At 40.1% G+C, this 17,409-nt stretch carries 13 protein-coding genes; 6 read left to right on the forward strand and 7 right to left on the reverse strand.

The window, feature by feature from the left end:
- Positions 1-35 precede the first annotated feature (35 nt).
- The 6 genes from AC25Y1_RS07795 to scpC all read left to right on the forward strand — a co-directional run bounded on the left by AC25Y1_RS07795 (position 36) and on the right by scpC (position 9,650).
- Complete coding sequence (locus tag AC25Y1_RS07795; protein WP_488147406.1) at positions 36-1,343, forward strand: alkaline phosphatase family protein; 1,308 nt, start codon at positions 36-38, stop codon at positions 1,341-1,343.
- Between the two features lie 120 nt (positions 1,344-1,463).
- Positions 1,464-2,696: an MFS transporter gene (locus AC25Y1_RS07800; RefSeq protein WP_488147639.1), complete on the forward strand. Its 1,233-nt coding sequence runs from the start codon at positions 1,464-1,466 to the stop codon at positions 2,694-2,696.
- Between the two features lie 345 nt (positions 2,697-3,041).
- Positions 3,042-3,734: an ABC transporter ATP-binding protein gene (locus AC25Y1_RS07805; RefSeq protein ID WP_488147407.1), complete on the forward strand. Its 693-nt coding sequence runs from the start codon at positions 3,042-3,044 to the stop codon at positions 3,732-3,734.
- Positions 3,731-6,961 carry an ABC transporter permease gene (locus AC25Y1_RS07810; protein WP_488147408.1) on the forward strand — a complete coding sequence of 1,077 codons (3,231 nt, stop codon included), beginning with the start codon at positions 3,731-3,733 and terminating at the stop codon, positions 6,959-6,961. The genes AC25Y1_RS07805 and AC25Y1_RS07810 overlap by 4 nt, the downstream gene beginning before the upstream one ends.
- A gap of 406 nt (positions 6,962-7,367) precedes the next feature.
- Positions 7,368-8,012 (forward strand): LytTR family DNA-binding domain-containing protein, encoded by a 645-nt coding sequence (locus AC25Y1_RS07815; protein WP_488147409.1) that lies wholly within the window; start codon positions 7,368-7,370, stop codon positions 8,010-8,012.
- A gap of 123 nt (positions 8,013-8,135) precedes the next feature.
- On the forward strand, positions 8,136-9,650 hold the full coding sequence (scpC, locus tag AC25Y1_RS07820) for a succinyl-CoA:acetate CoA-transferase ScpC (protein WP_488147410.1): 1,515 nt from the start codon (positions 8,136-8,138) through the stop codon (positions 9,648-9,650).
- A 151-nt stretch (positions 9,651-9,801) separates the two neighbouring features.
- On the opposite strand, the gene AC25Y1_RS07825 is transcribed toward scpC, so the two are convergent.
- The 7 genes from AC25Y1_RS07825 to AC25Y1_RS07855 form a co-directional block, all read right to left on the reverse strand.
- The gene (locus AC25Y1_RS07825; RefSeq protein ID WP_488147411.1) at positions 9,802-11,085 is read right to left on the reverse strand and encodes an ABC transporter permease subunit; all 1,284 of its coding nucleotides are present in this window, start codon (positions 11,083-11,085) and stop codon (positions 9,802-9,804) included.
- The gene (locus AC25Y1_RS07830) at positions 11,086-12,183 is read right to left on the reverse strand and encodes an ABC transporter permease subunit (RefSeq protein WP_488147412.1); all 1,098 of its coding nucleotides are present in this window, start codon (positions 12,181-12,183) and stop codon (positions 11,086-11,088) included.
- Positions 12,180-13,052 (reverse strand): ABC transporter ATP-binding protein, encoded by an 873-nt coding sequence (locus AC25Y1_RS07835; RefSeq protein WP_488147413.1) that lies wholly within the window; start codon positions 13,050-13,052, stop codon positions 12,180-12,182. The genes AC25Y1_RS07830 and AC25Y1_RS07835 overlap by 4 nt, the downstream gene beginning before the upstream one ends.
- 417 nt (positions 13,053-13,469) lie before the next feature.
- Positions 13,470-14,672, reverse strand: a complete 1,203-nt coding sequence (locus AC25Y1_RS07840; protein WP_488147414.1) for a M20 family metallopeptidase — start codon at positions 14,670-14,672, stop codon at positions 13,470-13,472.
- 20 nt (positions 14,673-14,692) lie between these two features.
- Positions 14,693-15,568, reverse strand: a complete 876-nt coding sequence (locus AC25Y1_RS07845; protein WP_488147415.1) for a MetQ/NlpA family ABC transporter substrate-binding protein — start codon at positions 15,566-15,568, stop codon at positions 14,693-14,695.
- A 40-nt stretch (positions 15,569-15,608) separates the two neighbouring features.
- Positions 15,609-16,271, reverse strand: a complete 663-nt coding sequence (locus AC25Y1_RS07850) for a methionine ABC transporter permease (RefSeq protein ID WP_488147416.1) — start codon at positions 16,269-16,271, stop codon at positions 15,609-15,611.
- Positions 16,261-17,286, reverse strand: a complete 1,026-nt coding sequence (locus AC25Y1_RS07855; RefSeq protein ID WP_488147417.1) for a methionine ABC transporter ATP-binding protein — start codon at positions 17,284-17,286, stop codon at positions 16,261-16,263. Before AC25Y1_RS07855 ends, AC25Y1_RS07850 begins: the two co-directional genes overlap by 11 nt.
- Positions 17,287-17,409: the final 123 nt, after the last annotated feature.

The following is a 17,409-nucleotide window of genomic DNA, read 5'->3' on the forward strand; positions in this document are numbered from 1 at the left end:
ATAAGAAGACTATATAGGGACGGGTGTGAGTTTGTTTGCAACGACTAACTGATCATTTACTTGTGATTTCTTTTGATTGTTTAGCCGCCCAGGACATTCAAAAGTTGAAAGAGTTACCAAACTTCACAGAGCTTCTGAAGCATGCTTCGGTTTGTGAACATGTCGAAACCATTTATCCATCGGTTACGTATCCGTGTCATGCAAGTATCGTGACAGGAAATTATCCCAATCAACACGGGGTTCCGACAAATACTTTGTTACAACCAGGAAAAGAATCGCCGGATTGGTATTGGCAGCGGAGTCATATTCAAGGAACGACAGTATATGATGAAGCGAAAAAGGCTGACATGTCGACTGCGGCATTATTGTGGCCGGTCACCGCGAAGGCAAATATCGATTATCATATGCCGGAGATCTTTGCGAATCGGCCTTGGCATCATCAAATTTTAACTTCTCTATGGAATGGCAGCAAAAGATATCAATTTGATATGAATAAACAATTTGGCCATCTTCGTAACGGACTTCAGCAACCTGAACTTGATGATTTCGTGACAGCCTCGGCAGTTCATACGATTAAAACAAAGAAACCGAATCTCATGCTCATTCATTTAGTGGATTTGGACTCACAGCGCCATCGTTATGGATTTGCATCTGATGAAGCAGATGCCGCTATTCGTCGTCATGATGAGCGACTTGGTAAGATATTAACAGCTTTGAAGGATAGTGGACTGTATGAAAAATCAACGATTGTGGCGTTAGGTGATCATAGTTCGTTGGATCATTCCAAAGTCGTGAAATTGAATGTTTTATTCAAAGAAAGCGGTTTGATTGAAGTGACGAAACGTGGGAAAGTGAAGAACTGGAAGGCATATTGTAAGAGCAATGATGGTTCGGCTTATGTTTATTTGAAAGATGAAGAGGATACGGGAACGAAAGAGCGGGTGCGTGCGCTATTGCATTCTTTGGTGATGAATGAAGATAATGGTGTTGAATTTGTTATCGATGGTGAAGAAGCAAAGCGTCGCGGAGCGGATGAGCATGCGGCTTTTATGATTGAAGCGCGTCGCGGTTTTTATTTTACTGAGCATCTTGAAGGTGACTACATCGATGTAATTACCGAGGAGGATGTGGCTAGCGGAAAGTATACGTTTGCCTCGCATGGGTATTCGCCGACAAAGGACAACTATGAAACGATTTTCATTGCGACTGGAAAAGGCATACAGCCGAATGTTGAAATTCCTGCAATGAGATTGATTGATGAAGGACCGACTTTTGCGCGTCTCCTCGGTCTAGATTTGGGAAAGACGGACGGAAAAGTGATTGAACAGATTCTGATAATGTAAGAGTCTTGTAAAGTTTAGAATACTATATATATTCTCACCTCGATTGTTGTACACTAGATAATAGAAGTGTAGGAGGGGGGAATAGAAGTGAAAAAGTTTAATAAGACAGAGAGCGGTTGGATGATGTACGACTGGGGGAATTCAGCGTATTCTATCATTATCACGACTGCGGTATTTCCGTTATTTTATAAATCAGTTGCGTCGAATGCCGGTATTGCCAACTCAGATTCAACTGCCTATTTAGGCTATGCGGTCGCTTTTGCAACGTTCATTATCGCGATGATTGGACCTATTTTAGGTGCGCTCGCGGATTATCAAGGATTGAAAAAGAAGTTTTTCTTTGCCTTTTTTGCACTCGGTTCTTTATCGACGGCGTCACTAGCTTTCGTTCCTGAAGGAAATGGCACGCTATTATTAGTTTTTTATGCGATCACTGCAGTCGGTTTTCACGGGGCAAATATATTTTACGATGCATTTCTAGTGGACGTGACACCGGAGAAGCGGATGGACGAAGTATCAGCACGTGGCTTTGGTCTTGGATATATCGGGAGTACAATCCCATTCATTATTAGTATTGCGTTAATCCTATTGGCTGAAAATGGCGTCATACCGATTGCTACAGGATTGGCGATGAAGTTCGCATTTATCATCACCGCAATTTGGTGGATTGTGTTCACGGTGCCGATGCTTAAAAATGTCGTACAGATTCATTCAATTCCGCGTGATCCAAACGTGAATATTATTAAAGGAAGTTTTGTAAGGCTAGGGCGTACGTTTAAAGACATTCGAAAATACCGTCACGTGTTTTTATTTTTAATTGCTTATTTCTTTTATATTGACGGGGTTGGAACGATTATTTCGATGTCCACAGCTTACGGGACCGACTTGGGCATTAGTGCGACGACATTGCTCATCATTTTGTTTGTGACGCAATTAGTCGCTGCACCGTTTGCGATTATTTACGGTCGTTTATCGCAAAAGTTTACGGGGAAAAAGATGTTATACGTCGGGATTTTCGTTTATATCATTGTTTGTATTTATGCGTTTTTCATGAAAACAGAGACGGACTTTTGGATTTTAGCGATGCTGGTTGCAACTTCACAAGGTGGGATTCAGGCACTCAGTCGTTCGTATTTCGCTAAACTAGTTCCGAAAGAAAAAGCGAATGAGTTCTTCGGATTCTATAATATTTTCGGCAAGTTTGCCTCCGTTATGGGTCCTTTACTAGTTGGGGTAACCTCACAAATGACGGGGAACTCAGCATACGGCGTGTTCAGTCTTGTTGTTTTATTCATAATCGGGATTATCGTTCTTCGTTTTGTACCTGAACCTGATACACTGCGTAGTACATGATTCGAAAGCTATTTTCAACTTAATAATCTAAATATATGACCGGGCTGTCCCAAAAGACCGAAAATCGCCAGAACGGCTCCCTTTCCTGCGGGAGTGTCGCCTTTTCTGGCGATTTTCTAGAAATTTCATGTCAAATAAATAGTAGTGAAAAATGGTTAAGAAATGGTATGATTTCTTAACCATTTTATTTTTCCGTACTTATTGGACAGCCCCGTTTTTTTCTGCTAATGATATTATGAGTAGAACAAAAAACTATAAATACAAGGAAAATTCTAATTATTCATTGATGTCTAGTGAAATTGCATGTAAAATTAGCTTAAAAGTATAGGGAAGAAGGGGAGAAATTTGATAGAAAAAATCATCTGTCGACATGTTGAAAAGTCATTTGAGGGTGATGGTACAAAAACGATTGCGCTTAAAGATGCAAATCTGACATTTGAAAAAGGAGAATTCACAGCGATCATTGGGCCGTCGGGTTCTGGTAAATCCACATTGCTAAGTTTGATAGGCACCTTAGATAAGCCAACGGAGGGTGGTATTTTTTATGATGGCGAAGAAATCTTAACCAAGAGAAAAAACCAAATCGCCGACTTTCGCTTCGAAGAAATAGGCTTCATCTTTCAACAATTCCATCTCCTTCCCACATTAACTGCATTAGAAAATGTTCTGACCCCGTTGTTTTCTAGAAAAGTCCCATACGATAAATTGAAACGAGCAAATGAAGTCCTAGAACAAGTCGGACTTCAGGATAAATTGAATTCACTTCCTTCCCAATTATCAGGCGGTCAGCAACAGCGCGTTGCCATTGCGCGTGCCATCATACACAAACCAAGCTGGTTACTAGCGGATGAACCTACAGGTAACCTAGATACAGAAACAGGAGAACGAATTTATGACTTGTTAAAAGAACTAAATGAACAAGAAGGATGCGGCGTCTTATTTGTGACCCATGATCCAGCGCTTGCATCCAACGCAAAACGCATTATTTCGATGAAAGATGGTGTTGTAATTTCGGATAAAGTGGGTGTAGCCCCGTGATTCGCTTTATTTGGCAGAATTGGTGGAGACGGAAAGAGCGTTTTATTTTATTAATTGTTGGGGCCTTCATTGTTAGCGCTGGATTAACATACTTAATTGGATTATCAGAAACAAATAAAGGGACAATTGTCGATACATTACAGAAACGATGGTCTGCTTCTTATGACATCGTCGTTCGTCCAGAAGGAACCCGAAGTGTTACGGAGGAGAAAAAATTGTTGGAACCCAACTACTTAAGCGGCTTAAGTGGAGGGATTAGTGTTGAACAATATGAATTGATAAAGGATATACCGGGTGTTGAGGTTGCTGCACCCATCGCGATGATTGGTTACGCAATCTATAATGTGAATTTTAATACAGTTGAGTTACCTGAGGATGGCATTTATAGAAGGACAACGACGACAACCGTAAATAATGGGATAGGCGAGGAAATAGAATCCAATAATTCCTACTTTCCAATTAATGTTTGGGACATTTCAAATAAAGGACCTGAATACGGAGTTGGTGCTCCGCATACGGATTTGATGGTTACTGGAGAAACCCTTTTGGCTGGAATCGATCCTGAACAAGAAGCGAAATTAGTTGGACTAGATCAAGCAATCATTGATTTGGGAACAAGTCGGTATTTTGAGGATACCGATACCTATTATTTCAATGAATCAAATAAATACCATGAATTTCCGATCATTGTAAATCAAAAAGCATTTACCCAAAAGCAAGTAGATATTACCTTTGAACGCCTTAATATTTCGATTAACGAAGACAATGCCAATGAAATAATGGAGGGCGTTAAGGAAGGCGGTGGCGTAAGTTATCTAGATACGCTTGAAGGAGAGGTAACTGATACATTCTCTTTTACAGGAGAAGAAGCCTTTGAAACATTTGTCAGCAGGATGACAGGCGTTGATTGGAAAACAGGTGAAGTAGTTGAAGAGAACGAATCGAAAACATACGGTGAAGACATTACAGGCATTGTGTTTAAGCCAAGTCCATTGGAGTATCGTGAAATCTCAAGTCCCTATGCAGATAGGTGGCCATATTCTTACCAAGTGATTCCTTTCCAGAATGGTGAAGATATCGTAGGCGTGTATCAAAATAAGCAGTCTTTTCGAGAACCTAAGTTAATGGCAGAAGAATACTTGGACTTACCGCAAGTTAAACCAAATTGGATAGGCTTTTATGATTCTGGTAATCTCGCAATATCAAAGGATCCAGCAAGTGAATTGCCAATGGAAACCTATCGCCCCGCCACTGCCGAGTTTGTCATGGATTCAGAAGGTAATCCAGTGAATCCGCCTAAAATGTTAAAACCAATTGGTGACCGTTATAGCTTTTTAACCGACCCGCCCGGAATGTTAACGACAATAGAAGCAGCAGAAAAGGTGTTAGGTGATAAGCCCATTTCAGCAATCCGGATTAAAGTATCCGGAATCGTAGATATAGGCGACGAAAGTCAGGCTCTATTGGAACAAGTCGCGAGGGAAATCGAAAGTAAAACAGGTCTCATTACAGATATCACGCTAGGCTCGTCCCCGCAGCTAGCGTTAACCTATATCCCTGGCTTAGATGATAAAAGCGATATTGGTTGGTTACAACAACCGTGGGTGAATATTGGGTCCTCTATTTCGATTTTCAGGGAAACAAAAGTTGGCTTTTCAGGCATCGTTGCGAGCGTGATTGCAGTTGCAATCGTCTATGTGTGGGCTTCCGGGATCGTTAATTTGCTAGCTAGAAGAAAAGAATTTGCTGTATTACTTTCTATTGGCTGGCGACCGAGTCAATTAAGTCGTCTATTGTTCTTGGAATCTAGCATAATTGGTCTATTCGTCGCGTTAATTTCCTGGATGATGCTCGGTTTTGTTTTTGTATCGGGTGAAGCAACGATATCCTTTAATCGTTTCTTATGGACCGGTTTATTTGGACTTATCGTTTACGTGCTAGGAGCGATTATTCCGATGATGTTAACACGGAATATTTCTCCATATGAGGCAATGCGTACAGGAGAAATATCGGGCAAAAGTAAGCGGATGTTCCAGGCTAAAGGCATTAATCGTATGGCTTTTAACCATTTTATCGGAAAGTGGAAAAGGAGTTTTCTATCGGTTATTTCGATTGCACTACCTACCGCTTTATTGGCTGTGTTTCTCTACATTACATTCAGGTTAAAAGGAATCATGTACGCCTCGTTATTGGGGGAGTATGTGGCATTGGAGATTGGACCTACACATTATGTTGCCATCATCGTGTCCTTAATAATCGCTGTTTTAACTACAGCGGAAATTATGTGGCAAAATGTTTCTGAGCGAAGAGAAGAAATTTCTTTACTACAAGCAATCGGATGGAAAAGATGGAGCATTCGTCGGTTGATTTTAGCAGAAGGAATCTTTAGTGGTTTGTTTGCCGCGGTGATAGGTCTAACAATTGCATTTCTGATGATGTGGGGGTTATATGGTACTTTCCCGAAAGATGAAATTGGATTTATCTTAGCGACAGGATTGATCCCAGTAGTCATTGGGTTAATCGGCACAATCTTCCCTGCGGAAAGAGCCGTTCGAATCAATCCAAGTCAAGGGATGGGCGGAAATATTTCGAATCGAAAAGCTGTGGAAAGACGTTTAAAATGGGTTCTGATTTCAACATCCGTGTTATTGGTGGGCACTTTTCTAGTTACGATGGTAAAGGTTGCCCCAAACATTGAACGGGCTCATACAGGGGTTGAAGCAGAGCAAGTCTTTCGTCCAACAGAAGGCGGTGTTGAGGAAAAGACAGATGTCAATAAACCGGACCAGGACACTGATGGTGCGGAAACAAATGATATTTTCGAAACCCCAGGAGAATATGAATTGGAATTCACGGAAAATGAAACCAGTCAGGGAAGGCTAGCTTTATCCTACGAGGCAAAAGAAATAGAGAGTAGTTTACCGCCTGCAGAAGCTGGGGAGAAGAATATTGCCATCGAATTTTCTTTTGAAATACTAGATTCGGGGTCATATGTAATGCGGCCAAAGCAAAATTTTTCGCTTGTTGTTGGAGAGGATAGCTATCGCCCAGTCGAAGTGGAAGTGCTTGAAACAGAGGCTTCGGAAGAGGAACGTTGGTTAAATGGCTATCGAGATGGGAAAATGCGTGCCGTGTTGGAGTTTAGCGTTCCCGACAGTGTTGAAAATTATGGCTTGTTGTTGAGAAATGAAAGTTTAGGGAAAGGGATAATGGTTTGGTTTGAATAGGTGGATATGATACTAGCAAACGTAAAAGTAGAGTGGAATGTGGAAATTGCTCTCTGCTTTTAATTTCGTTGCGAATGAAGGTTTTTAAAGAGTGCTTCCAATGAGTCAAAGGTCACGACTTGCAAGCAAACTACCTAACTGTGCAAGCAAACATAGTGCAAGTGCAAGCAAAACACTACCAAGTGCAAGCAAACAGAGCATGAGTGCAAGCAAAATCCACAGTCCGGTGCTCTGTGGTAATAAAACAAGTAATTTCCTGTTTTTATCATTAATCAGAGTGGAAAGCGTCCGCTCGGAACGGAACTTAATGGGACTAGAAAAGTATTGGATAGCTCCTTTTTAATTATGAATATCTCAATTGTAGTATAATAAGTGTTACTACGAATTTATTTGAAGGAGTCATTCAATGAAAAGTTTTACAATCGATTTACTTTTAGAAGTGATGGGCGAATTATTTTCCAATGAAATATCAATCGCTATATCAGATACGAAAGAATATATCTATTATCGTCCAAGTAAACGGATTGACTTAAAAATTAATGCAGGGGATCCAGTAAAGGAAGGGACCATTGCTTATAAAGCCCTTGCCGAAAATCAAAAAGTTTCGGAGTTTATTAACCGAGACGTTTTTGGCGTGCCTTATCACGGCATGGCGGTTCCTGTTCATAATGACGGTGTACTGGAAGGCTGCGTTATGGCAATATACCCTGCTTATACGGATGGTAAGTCTGTTGTGACTGTCAAAACACCGGATGGCTGGATTCCTGTTTCATTTAAAGACGTGAAGTACGTTGAAGTGAAAGATCGGAAGACAATTGTCGCGGCAGATGGTTTTTTGGGCACGCATAAAAATACGCTACAAGAGTTTGAATACATATTACCAAGGGATTCCTTTGTTCGATGCCATAGATCCTTCATTGTGAACGTCCATCACATCAAAGAAATCTTCCCGGATACGCACTCGACATTTGTGTTGGCGATGGATGACGAGACGAAAATACCGGTTAGTCAATCATATTCTAGTTATTTCCGAAAATTACTAGGTTTTTAAATACGGTTTCAGACATGATTTTAAGTGCTCCAGCCAGTTTTTCTTTATTCAAAACGCATATTTCCTATTGACTGTTATAATCCTGTAGAATTAACTAAAAGTTATGAAAAGGGGAATAAACCAATGGGAAAACAAATAGATCGTATTAAACATCTTCAATTGCAAGATTCAGTTGTGACACCGGAAGAGGCGGCATCGTGGATTAAAGACGGTATGACGTTGGGATTAAGTGGATTTACTCGTGCGGGTGACGCGAAAGCGGTTCCATTGGCTTTAGTAAAACGTGCAGAGCATGAAAAGTTTAAAGTAAATATATTTACTGGAGCGTCATTGGGGTCGGATATCGATCGATTATTTGCAGAGGCTGGCATTATAAATAAACGACTGCCATTTCAAGCCGAGCCAACCATGAGAAAGAAAATTAACGATGGAGAACTTTTATTTGTTGATCATCATTTATCACAGACCGCGGAACTTATTCGTGCGGAAGTCATCGAACCAATTGATTTCGCTATATTGGAAGCGATTTCAATAACGGAAGACGGAATGATAATACCGACAACGTCCGTGGGGAACTCATTGACATTCGCAGAACATGCAAAGTCGATTATTATTGAAATCAATATGGCACAGCCGACTGAACTTGAGGGATTACACGATTTGTATGATCCAGGCAAACAAGGCGAGCGCCAGCCAATTCAATTAACAAATGCGGATGACCGTATCGGCACAATCGGTATTCCAATTGATGTGGAAAAGGTAAAAGGAATCGTTTTCACCAATCAATTGGACTCACCGTCAACGATTGTGGCACCGGATGAAGAAACAGAAATTATGGCAGAACATTTATTGACGTTTTTACGTGCGGAAGTACAAGCAGGTAGATTAACAAATAAATTAGCGCCGTTGCAATCAGGAATTGGATCAGTTGCAAACGCGGTGTTGCACGGTATGATTAACTCTGAATTTGAGGAGTTAGAAGTGTATTCAGAAGTGCTTCAGGATGCGGTTTTTGATTTGATAGATGCGGGTAAAGTGCGTTTCGCGTCCTGTGCTTCGATTACATTATCTGAAGAGAAAATGGAGCAAGTATTTGGTAACTTTGACAAATACCGTGACAAGCTAATCATGCGACCACAAGAGATTTCAAACCATCCAGAAATCATTCGTCGTCTCGGATTAATCTCCATTAATACGGCACTTGAGTTAGATATTTACGGAAATGTTAACTCTACGCATGTTTCTGGTGCGAAGATGATGAACGGGATTGGCGGTTCTGGCGATTTTGCACGAAATGCACGTCTTGCAATCTTTGTAACCAAATCAGTTGCAAAAGGCGGCGACATTTCAAGTATCGTACCTTTTGTATCTCACGTCGACCATACAGAACATGATGTTGATATAATTGTAACGGAACAGGGTTATGCAGATCTTCGAGGACTCGCGCCAAGAGAACGTGTAGGGTTGATCATTGAAAACTGTGCACATCCAATGTACAAGGATCAATTACGTGAGTATTATAACGAAGCCCTTGAAAGAGGCGGACAAACACCGCATGTCTTGGAAAAAGCATTTTCATGGCATACGAATTTGGCAAAGAACGGAACAATGCGTGAACTAGTTGAAGAGTTTGCTTAATCGATAACGACATACTAATAGAGTGCTAAACCGTAAAAGGTTTTAGCACTTTATTTTTTCTTATTCCCAGATATAATTTGAGTAAACAAGATCTTTTGAAACGAAAAAACGGTCAGGAGTTTTTCAGCCCAACCGTTCAGTAAAACTGTCCTTATATTCTTTTGAACCGAAATACGACCAGATTAATAACTGCCAACAGCAAACCAAGCCCTAACAAAAGAATGACCCCGTTTTGAAAGTGAATCGAAGGGTCAATCGACAAAGCAGCAATTTCCCCATTTAACACACGATGAATATCGACATATGTGAATGGATTAAATTTCGACGGCGAAAGTATCATCATTCCACCAAATGTTAGCCCGCTGACAATTAGTAGATTAATCGTTGGACTTTTAATGAAAAACGAAATCAATAGATAGAGTGAGTACAGGAAGAATGCCAAAACGAGTGCTAACCCAATCGCTTGAAGGAAATATTCACCCATCGTGATAAAATGGAATGAGTCATTCTCTGCACTTAACTTTGTATATTGAGGATCGAACGAATTGGGAATGGCCCCTTCATAGAAAAGCACTGGATATTGGAGGCTTCCAATCCCTTTTGTAAACAAACTACTGAAGAGAGGTGCGGCGACAATGAGAAGTATGAAACCAACCAAGTAAAGTAGACCACTGACATACTTTGCCACAAATAAACGCATCTTCGGAATCGGTTGAACGAAGAAAAAGTGCAAGCCTCTTTTCTTTCCTCTAGACTCAGCGCTAATCGTATTCCCGAAGATGAAGAGGCCAATCAAGATGATAATCGTTAAGTAATAGTTTGGCATCATTTGATAAAGATAGGTTAATCCGGTTTCACCGTAACGTTTCGTAAGACTTTTCCATCTGTCCAGTGACTTTCCAGTAAATTGGTCATATATAGTAGGATGAAAAAAGAAAAAGTTAGGTTCATGGGCAACTGGTTCGAGCCCGCGCTCCACTAGCCATTCTGTTTCTTCTTTTGTTACACGGATTGTAAAGGGCCCGATATTTTGATCTTCGACGCCAAAACCGCCATGGCCCGCTATGGCATTTTCAAGGTGCTCAATATCTTCTTGAAAGATATTTTTCCAATTACCTTCGGTGTAATCTTCCAGCCATTGTTCTCGCCATAGTATCGAGTTTTTAAATCGTTCAATGTTTTCTTCGATAGTCTGTATCTTATCGACTTTGCCGCTTTCTTCCGCTTTATTTAGTTCGATTTCTTCATTTTCAATCCAGTTCTCAAAGTCTTGTATAGTGCTCTTTACACCAGCAATATTATTTTCATGTAACTTTTCTGCAACAGAATAATTAAAAAAGTAAAGACTAACCGCTGCGATAAATGACAATAGAACAGTTGCCCAAATCATTTTTTGTTTCGTTAACTTTTTCCATTCAAATCGAAAATGCTTCATTTATATCCCCCTCTTCTCAGTGACGCTGATCGTAAGGAGTAAAAGGACAAGTGCACTTATAATAAGCACAGCAAGTCCACCCGGATAATAGGTCGGCAACGCAATAAGAACAGTTTCAATCTCTTGATAAACAAAAGGATTGATAAAATGGGTAACGTCATTCGAAGTCATCATCCAACCACCTATAAAGAAAATAAACAAAGCAACATAAGTGATAATTGTATGTCGAATGAAGAAGCTAAGAAACAATAATAAGGCAACCGCAAAGAGAGCGAAGCAAATTGCGATTAAAGTACCTTCTTTCAAGTAAATCCCGATAGTCGTTAATTGATCGGCCTTTGTTAAAAGTGGATACTTAAAGAAGTTGCTATCGGCCTGAGAAAAAATGGATGGAAGTAGGTAAGCGAGCGAAATGACAAATGATATCCAAACAATAAAGACGATGAACAAACTACTAAACTTTGTCATTATGTACTTCCACTTGGGAATTGGTAATGTGAAAATAAGTTGAGCATTATGATCCTCAAATTCTCTCGTAATAAATGTACCTAAAATAAGCAATACGATAAGAAATCCGATAGGGGTGATGGCTAAATTCATAACTTTTTTAAGAAAAACGGCCCCCTCTATGGACAAATCGAAATCCTCTTTCTTTAACCCCACTCGCTGCAACTCTTCATTAATCAGGATGGTCTCATCGATTTCTATCTGACCAAGAGAAAATTGTCCTTCCATTTCTTTATAGGTCATCGCCATTCGGTATACATCATTCTCAAGTTGAAGTTCTTGTGTTGACTCCTCAGTTTCAATTGCCTGTATTAATTCACGTATCAATCCATATAATTGATTACCAATTTCCAGTCTTGCCTCAATTTCAGGGTCATGGATTTTCTTTAAATCCTCCAGATCTCCTGAATTATTCGAACTGACTTCTGAGGAGAACTCTGAAAAGTAGGTTACTTTCTTAGGAATGATTGAATCTTGTTGTATGATATTTTTGAGGAAAATACCCGCTATGAAAAGCGCAGTAAAAAGAAATAAATAAAGGACGGTTTTCGTACGAATCATCTTTTTGAATTCGAATAAGAGAAGTTTCATTTTGTCGGCCCTGCTATTTCAAATATTTCCTCATACCGTTTTTCCGAACCTACGACTTCTTTTTGCATATCAATAATATCAACATCCGAGTCTCTAAATAAATCAATTAATGATTGGAAGCCTTCATCATTTAGCTGCACGGTAAAACCTTGTTCAGTTTCAGAGAAAAGATAGGATTTTGACGAGAAAATCGATTTCATTGGTCCTTTGTCTTCCACCTCAAAATGGTAATAGACTTGCTCGAAATCACTTAAATCTTCTTCGATTAGTTTGCCATCTTTTAAAAAGAGAATGTTTTTAGTTACACGGTCTACTTCGGCCAGGTTATGGGAGGATAATATAATTGTCGTACCACTTTCCGCCAACTCTACGAGTATTTTTCTTATTAAAATTGCGCTCGTAGGATCTAATCCGTTTAATGGTTCATCGAGCAGTAATAGTTGGGGTTTATTGACAATCGCCATCGCTAAAAGAAGATGTTGTTTCATCCCTAACGAATAATCTCCGGCCGTTTTTTTTAAATAATTTTCCATTCCGACATACGTCGCAATTTCTTGAACCCGCTTTTTAGGCAGGTTATGAACATCACAAATATATTTTAAATGGTCGTACCCAGTTAAATAATCAAATAATACCGTATTATCTTGTAAAAATGATACTTCTTTAAAAACAGAGTAATCTTTATTGGATTTGCCAACTAGTTGCACAGTTCCCGAACTAGCAGGGATTAAGTTCGTAATTAGATTTAGTAATGTCGTCTTTCCAACACCGTTGGGACCAATCAGTGCCCATATTCCCGGCGTGTCAATTGTAAGTGAAATATCATTAATGACGGATTGCTTTTTAAAGCGTTTCGATAATTTTTGCACAGTTAAAATAGACAAAATCCCACCAACTTTTCTGTTATTTTATAACTTGCTGTTAATGCATTTTAGACAGGAAAACTTAACAAAGGCGAATAACAACGCAAATAAGCTTATGAAACTATTTTCATAGTTTACTTCATCGATAAATTCTCTATTTTAATTAATAGTATCATATATTCAGATAATATACAAAATTTGCTAAAAATGAGGATTGAATAATATATAAATATATTTAAAGGCGGATGCCATTAGCATAAGGCAATTAAATCTAACTCTATAAAAAGCGACAAAAAAACTGAAGGACTCTAGTTTAAGAGTCTTTCAGTTTTTTGAATTATAGTGCCATTTGATGGTCAAATATGATGTTATTTAAATTGCGAAATTATAAGCTTCGGTAAACGACTAAAGCCGCCGCTCACATCATTCCGCCTTAGCAGCCAAAGCTCTCTCAAATTCCTTCTTCACGCGATGAAGCAATTCAAAATCTGTCAATAAACGATGCCCTGTTGACGCTAAAGCTTTAGCGCCAGTAATTAAAGCTTCATCACCCTGTTCTGACTTCGCGGCTTCTCTGAATTCATCAGTGTGCGCAACAAGATTATCCGGTCCGATTTTGATATACGGATGTGCAGTTGGCACTTCGTAGCTAATGTTTCCTGCGTCCGTCGAGCCTTTACCTTCTCTCTTTTCGGTATGGACTACTTCGCCAAGTGCGGAAAGTTCTTCATCCAAGATGTTATCAAGAACCGAGTTAAGGACAAGATCTTTTACTTCGTTCTGGAAGCGTTCGATTTTGACGGTTGCACCTGTCGCAAGCGCAGCCCCTTCAGCGACGTTCCGAACTTTATCAGATACTTCGACTGTTTTTTGCCATGATGCAGCGCGAATATAGAAGCGTGCGGATGCATATTCGGGAATAATATTCGGTGCATCGCCTCCGTGTGTAATAATGCCGTGAATACGAACATCAGACGGTAATTGTTGACGAAGTGCACTGATGCCGTTGAACAGTTGAATAACAGCATCTAACGCGTTAATGCCTGCTTCTGGTGAACCTGATGCGTGCGCAGGTTTTCCGTAAAAATGGAAATCAAGTGGATCTACAGCAAGTGATTCGCCTGTTGTTGCAGTTTTACCAGATGGGTGAATCATGAGTGCAACGTCAACATCTTTTAAAAAGCCTTGTCTGACGAAACTCCCCTTTGCACTACCATTTGGGCCGCCTTCTTCAGCAGGAGTCCCAAGAACGACGACGCGTCCGCCAGTTTCAGGAAGCGCTTCAGCGAGTGCAATCCCCGCTGCGACACTCGTTGTTCCGATGATATTATGTCCGCATGCATGACCTAACCCTGGAAGTGCATCATATTCAGCAAGATAAGCGATTGTCGGACCTTCTTTTCCACTGTCTTTCACTGCATAAAACGAAGTTTCATGACCAGCAACCGCTGTTGTCACTTCAAACCCGGCATTTTCCAACAATGCCACATGTTTAGCGCTCGCATACACTTCTTCGTTTCCGATTTCCGGTTTTGCATGGATATCCTGACTCGTTTGAATATATAACGCACGGTTGTTTTCGATAGATTGGAATAATACGTTCGTCTCTTCTTTTACAATGCTCATTATGATTGCCCCCAGTTCAATTATTTTTTAAGGTCTTCAAATAATGTATCAATTTCTTCCTGCGTTAAATTAATCAGATAAGATCCACCTTTTGTATCTTTTTCAACAGCTTTTGCAATATCTTCTTCTTGATATAACTCAACGATGCGTTTGAATGTTTTATTGTCTTTTTCCTTCTCGCTTGCTGCAATTAAATTCACATACGGGTAAATATTTTCATCATCGACAGATTCTCTAAAGATTGGATCCTCGCCTGGTGAAAATCCTGCTAGTCCAGCAAATCCATTGTTAATAACAGCAGCAGTCACGTCTGGCAATGAACGAGGCGTTTGTTGCGCGACCATTGGAATGATTTCTAAATTCAATTTGTTTTCAATAATTTTACTCGGGTCTCCAAATAATCCAAAGTCATCAGTTAGCTTAATGAGTCCAGCACTTTCAAGTAAGCGTAGTGCACGTGCTTGGTTTGAAGGGTCATCAGGAATTGCAATTTTGTCTCCTTCTTTGATCTCAGAAATATCGCTTATTTTTTCAGTGTAAACGCCAAGTGGTGCAAACATTGTCGAGCCAATTGGAACAAGTTCATTTCCGCTTTCTTTTACATATTGGGCCAAGAAAGAAAAATGTTGGAATGCGTTTAAATCAACATCGCCTTGTGCAAGTGCATTATTTGGCAAAGTGTAATCCGCGAACTCAATAAGTTCAATTTCGATGCCTTCCTTCGCAGCTTTTTCTTTCAGAATTGGCCACTGAGCACCGTCTGATCCATTGACGCCGATTTTCACTTTAACTGTTTTTTCACCATCAGCATTTTTTCCGGCATTTTCTTTAGTACCACAAGCCGTTAATATAGCTGCAGTTACAATCGCTAAACATAAAATCAATAATTTTCTCATTTTTCTCTTCTCCTTTTATGTAAGTTCATCTATTTTTTAATCAACGACGCATAATCTTTTTAGAAAGCGTATTTCCAATCCACTGTGCAACTTGTACCATCACAATAAGGATAACAACCGTTACAATCATGACACTTCCATCAAACCGCTGATAACCATAAGTCATAGCGATATGTCCAAGGCCACCGCCACCGACCGTTCCCGCAACTGCCGAGAAATCGATGAGACTGACTGAAACGAAAGTTAATCCTAAAATCAAAGGCCCAAGCGCTTCTGGAATAAGGACTGTAAAGATAATTCGTAACGGGCTAGCTCCCATAGCTTGTGCAGCCTCGATTACGCCGGGGTCAATACTCACCAAGTTATTCTCTACGACTCGGGCAACTACGAAACTGGCTACTATGGTCATCGGGAATATAGCTGCCGCCGTTCCAATGGTGGTACCCATTACCAATCTCGTAAGTTGTGAAATGGCAACCAAGAAGATGATAAATGGAATCGGTCGAATGATATTAATAAATATATTCAATATCCGTGAAACAGCTTTATTTTCTAAAATGTTATTTTCTCTTGTCACAAACAATAGTAGGCCAAGCGAGATTCCAATAATTGAACCAAAAATCAGTGTGGCGATCACCATGAGGAGCGTTTCGCCAGTCGCTTCTACAATACGTGGCCAAAACGTGGACCAATCAACTTTCATCTTTAATGACCTCCTTTATTTCAACGATCGTTTGAAGTTCCTGCAATACTTTTTGAATCGCTTCCGTATCGCCTTCAAACGAAACCAGCAGATTTCCGAAAAAGCGTTCTTGTAACTCTCGAACCGAGCCGTAGACGATGTTGAAATCGACGCCATGTTTTCGAGTTACTTGCGAGAGTACAGGGTTACTTGCAATATCGCCTTTAAAAATAACGCGGTATAACTGGGTACCACCTTTTGATCGCCATTCGTTCAAAAGCTTTTCCGAAGGCAAGTCCTGTTGGATGGATTGGATAAAGCGCTGCGTAGTCGAATGTTGTGGGTCGGTAAAGGTTTCGAAAACTTCTCCAGACTCAATCACTTCGCCTTCTTCCATGACCGCTACATTGTCGCAAATTGATTGAATGACATGCATTTCATGTGTGATAAGGAGAATGGTTATCCCGAACTCCTTATTGACCTTTTTGAGTAACCGTAAAATATCAGCAGTTGTGTCAGGGTCTAGAGCGGATGTTGCTTCATCACAAATTAGAATATCTGGGGAGCTGGCGAGTGCTCTGGCAATCCCAACACGTTGTTTTTGTCCACCGGATAGTTGATCTGGATAATCTTTCGCTTTATCAGATAGCCCGACGAAAGCCAATAGTTCTTGGACACGCTCTTGAATGTCTTGTTTTGATGCGCCGGCTAATTTCAATGGATAAGCGATATTTCCCGAAACTGTTCTTGAGTTAAACAAGTTAAAGTTTTGGAATATCATGCCGATGTTTTGGCGTTGTTTACGTAGTTCTTTCGCTGATAATGTACTGACGTCAATTTCGTTGATGAAAACAGAACCAGCTGTTGGACGCTCTAACATATTTACTAAACGCAGTAGCGTACTTTTTCCAGCACCACTAAATCCGATAATGCCGTATATCTCTCCTTTTTCAACAAAGAGGGAAACATCTTTAACCGCGTGCACCTCCCGTTTTCCAAGACTAAACGTCTTCGAGACATTTTTAAATTCAATCATGTCAAAACCTCCTGATAAAACTCTTATTCCGCGTTCACAACATCTCAGCCATCAGTGAAAAAAGAAAAAGCCCCTTCTTACTTATCATCGTTCGATAAGAAAAAAGAGGGCTTCTAGTATGTA

The sequence above is a fragment of the Sporosarcina sp. Y1009 genome (assembly GCF_057669865.1).

Bases quoted from the DNA above. Each gene is read 5' to 3' on its own strand.
- AC25Y1_RS07840 (WP_488147414.1), bottom strand. From the start codon at position 14,672: ATGAGCATTGTAAAAGAAGAGACGAACGTATTATTCCAATCTATCGAA.
- AC25Y1_RS07845 (WP_488147415.1), bottom strand. From the start codon at position 15,568: ATGAGAAAATTATTGATTTTATGTTTAGCGATTGTAACTGCAGCTATA.
- AC25Y1_RS07800 (WP_488147639.1), top strand. From the start codon at position 1,464: ATGATGTACGACTGGGGGAATTCAGCGTATTCTATCATTATCACGACT.
- AC25Y1_RS07830 (WP_488147412.1), bottom strand. From the start codon at position 12,183: ATGAAACTTCTCTTATTCGAATTCAAAAAGATGATTCGTACGAAAACC.
- scpC (WP_488147410.1), top strand. From the start codon at position 8,136: ATGGGAAAACAAATAGATCGTATTAAACATCTTCAATTGCAAGATTCA.
- AC25Y1_RS07855 (WP_488147417.1), bottom strand. From the start codon at position 17,286: ATGATTGAATTTAAAAATGTCTCGAAGACGTTTAGTCTTGGAAAACGG.
- AC25Y1_RS07825 (WP_488147411.1), bottom strand. From the start codon at position 11,085: ATGAAGCATTTTCGATTTGAATGGAAAAAGTTAACGAAACAAAAAATG.
- AC25Y1_RS07850 (WP_488147416.1), bottom strand. From the start codon at position 16,271: ATGAAAGTTGATTGGTCCACGTTTTGGCCACGTATTGTAGAAGCGACT.
- AC25Y1_RS07815 (WP_488147409.1), top strand. From the start codon at position 7,368: ATGAAAAGTTTTACAATCGATTTACTTTTAGAAGTGATGGGCGAATTA.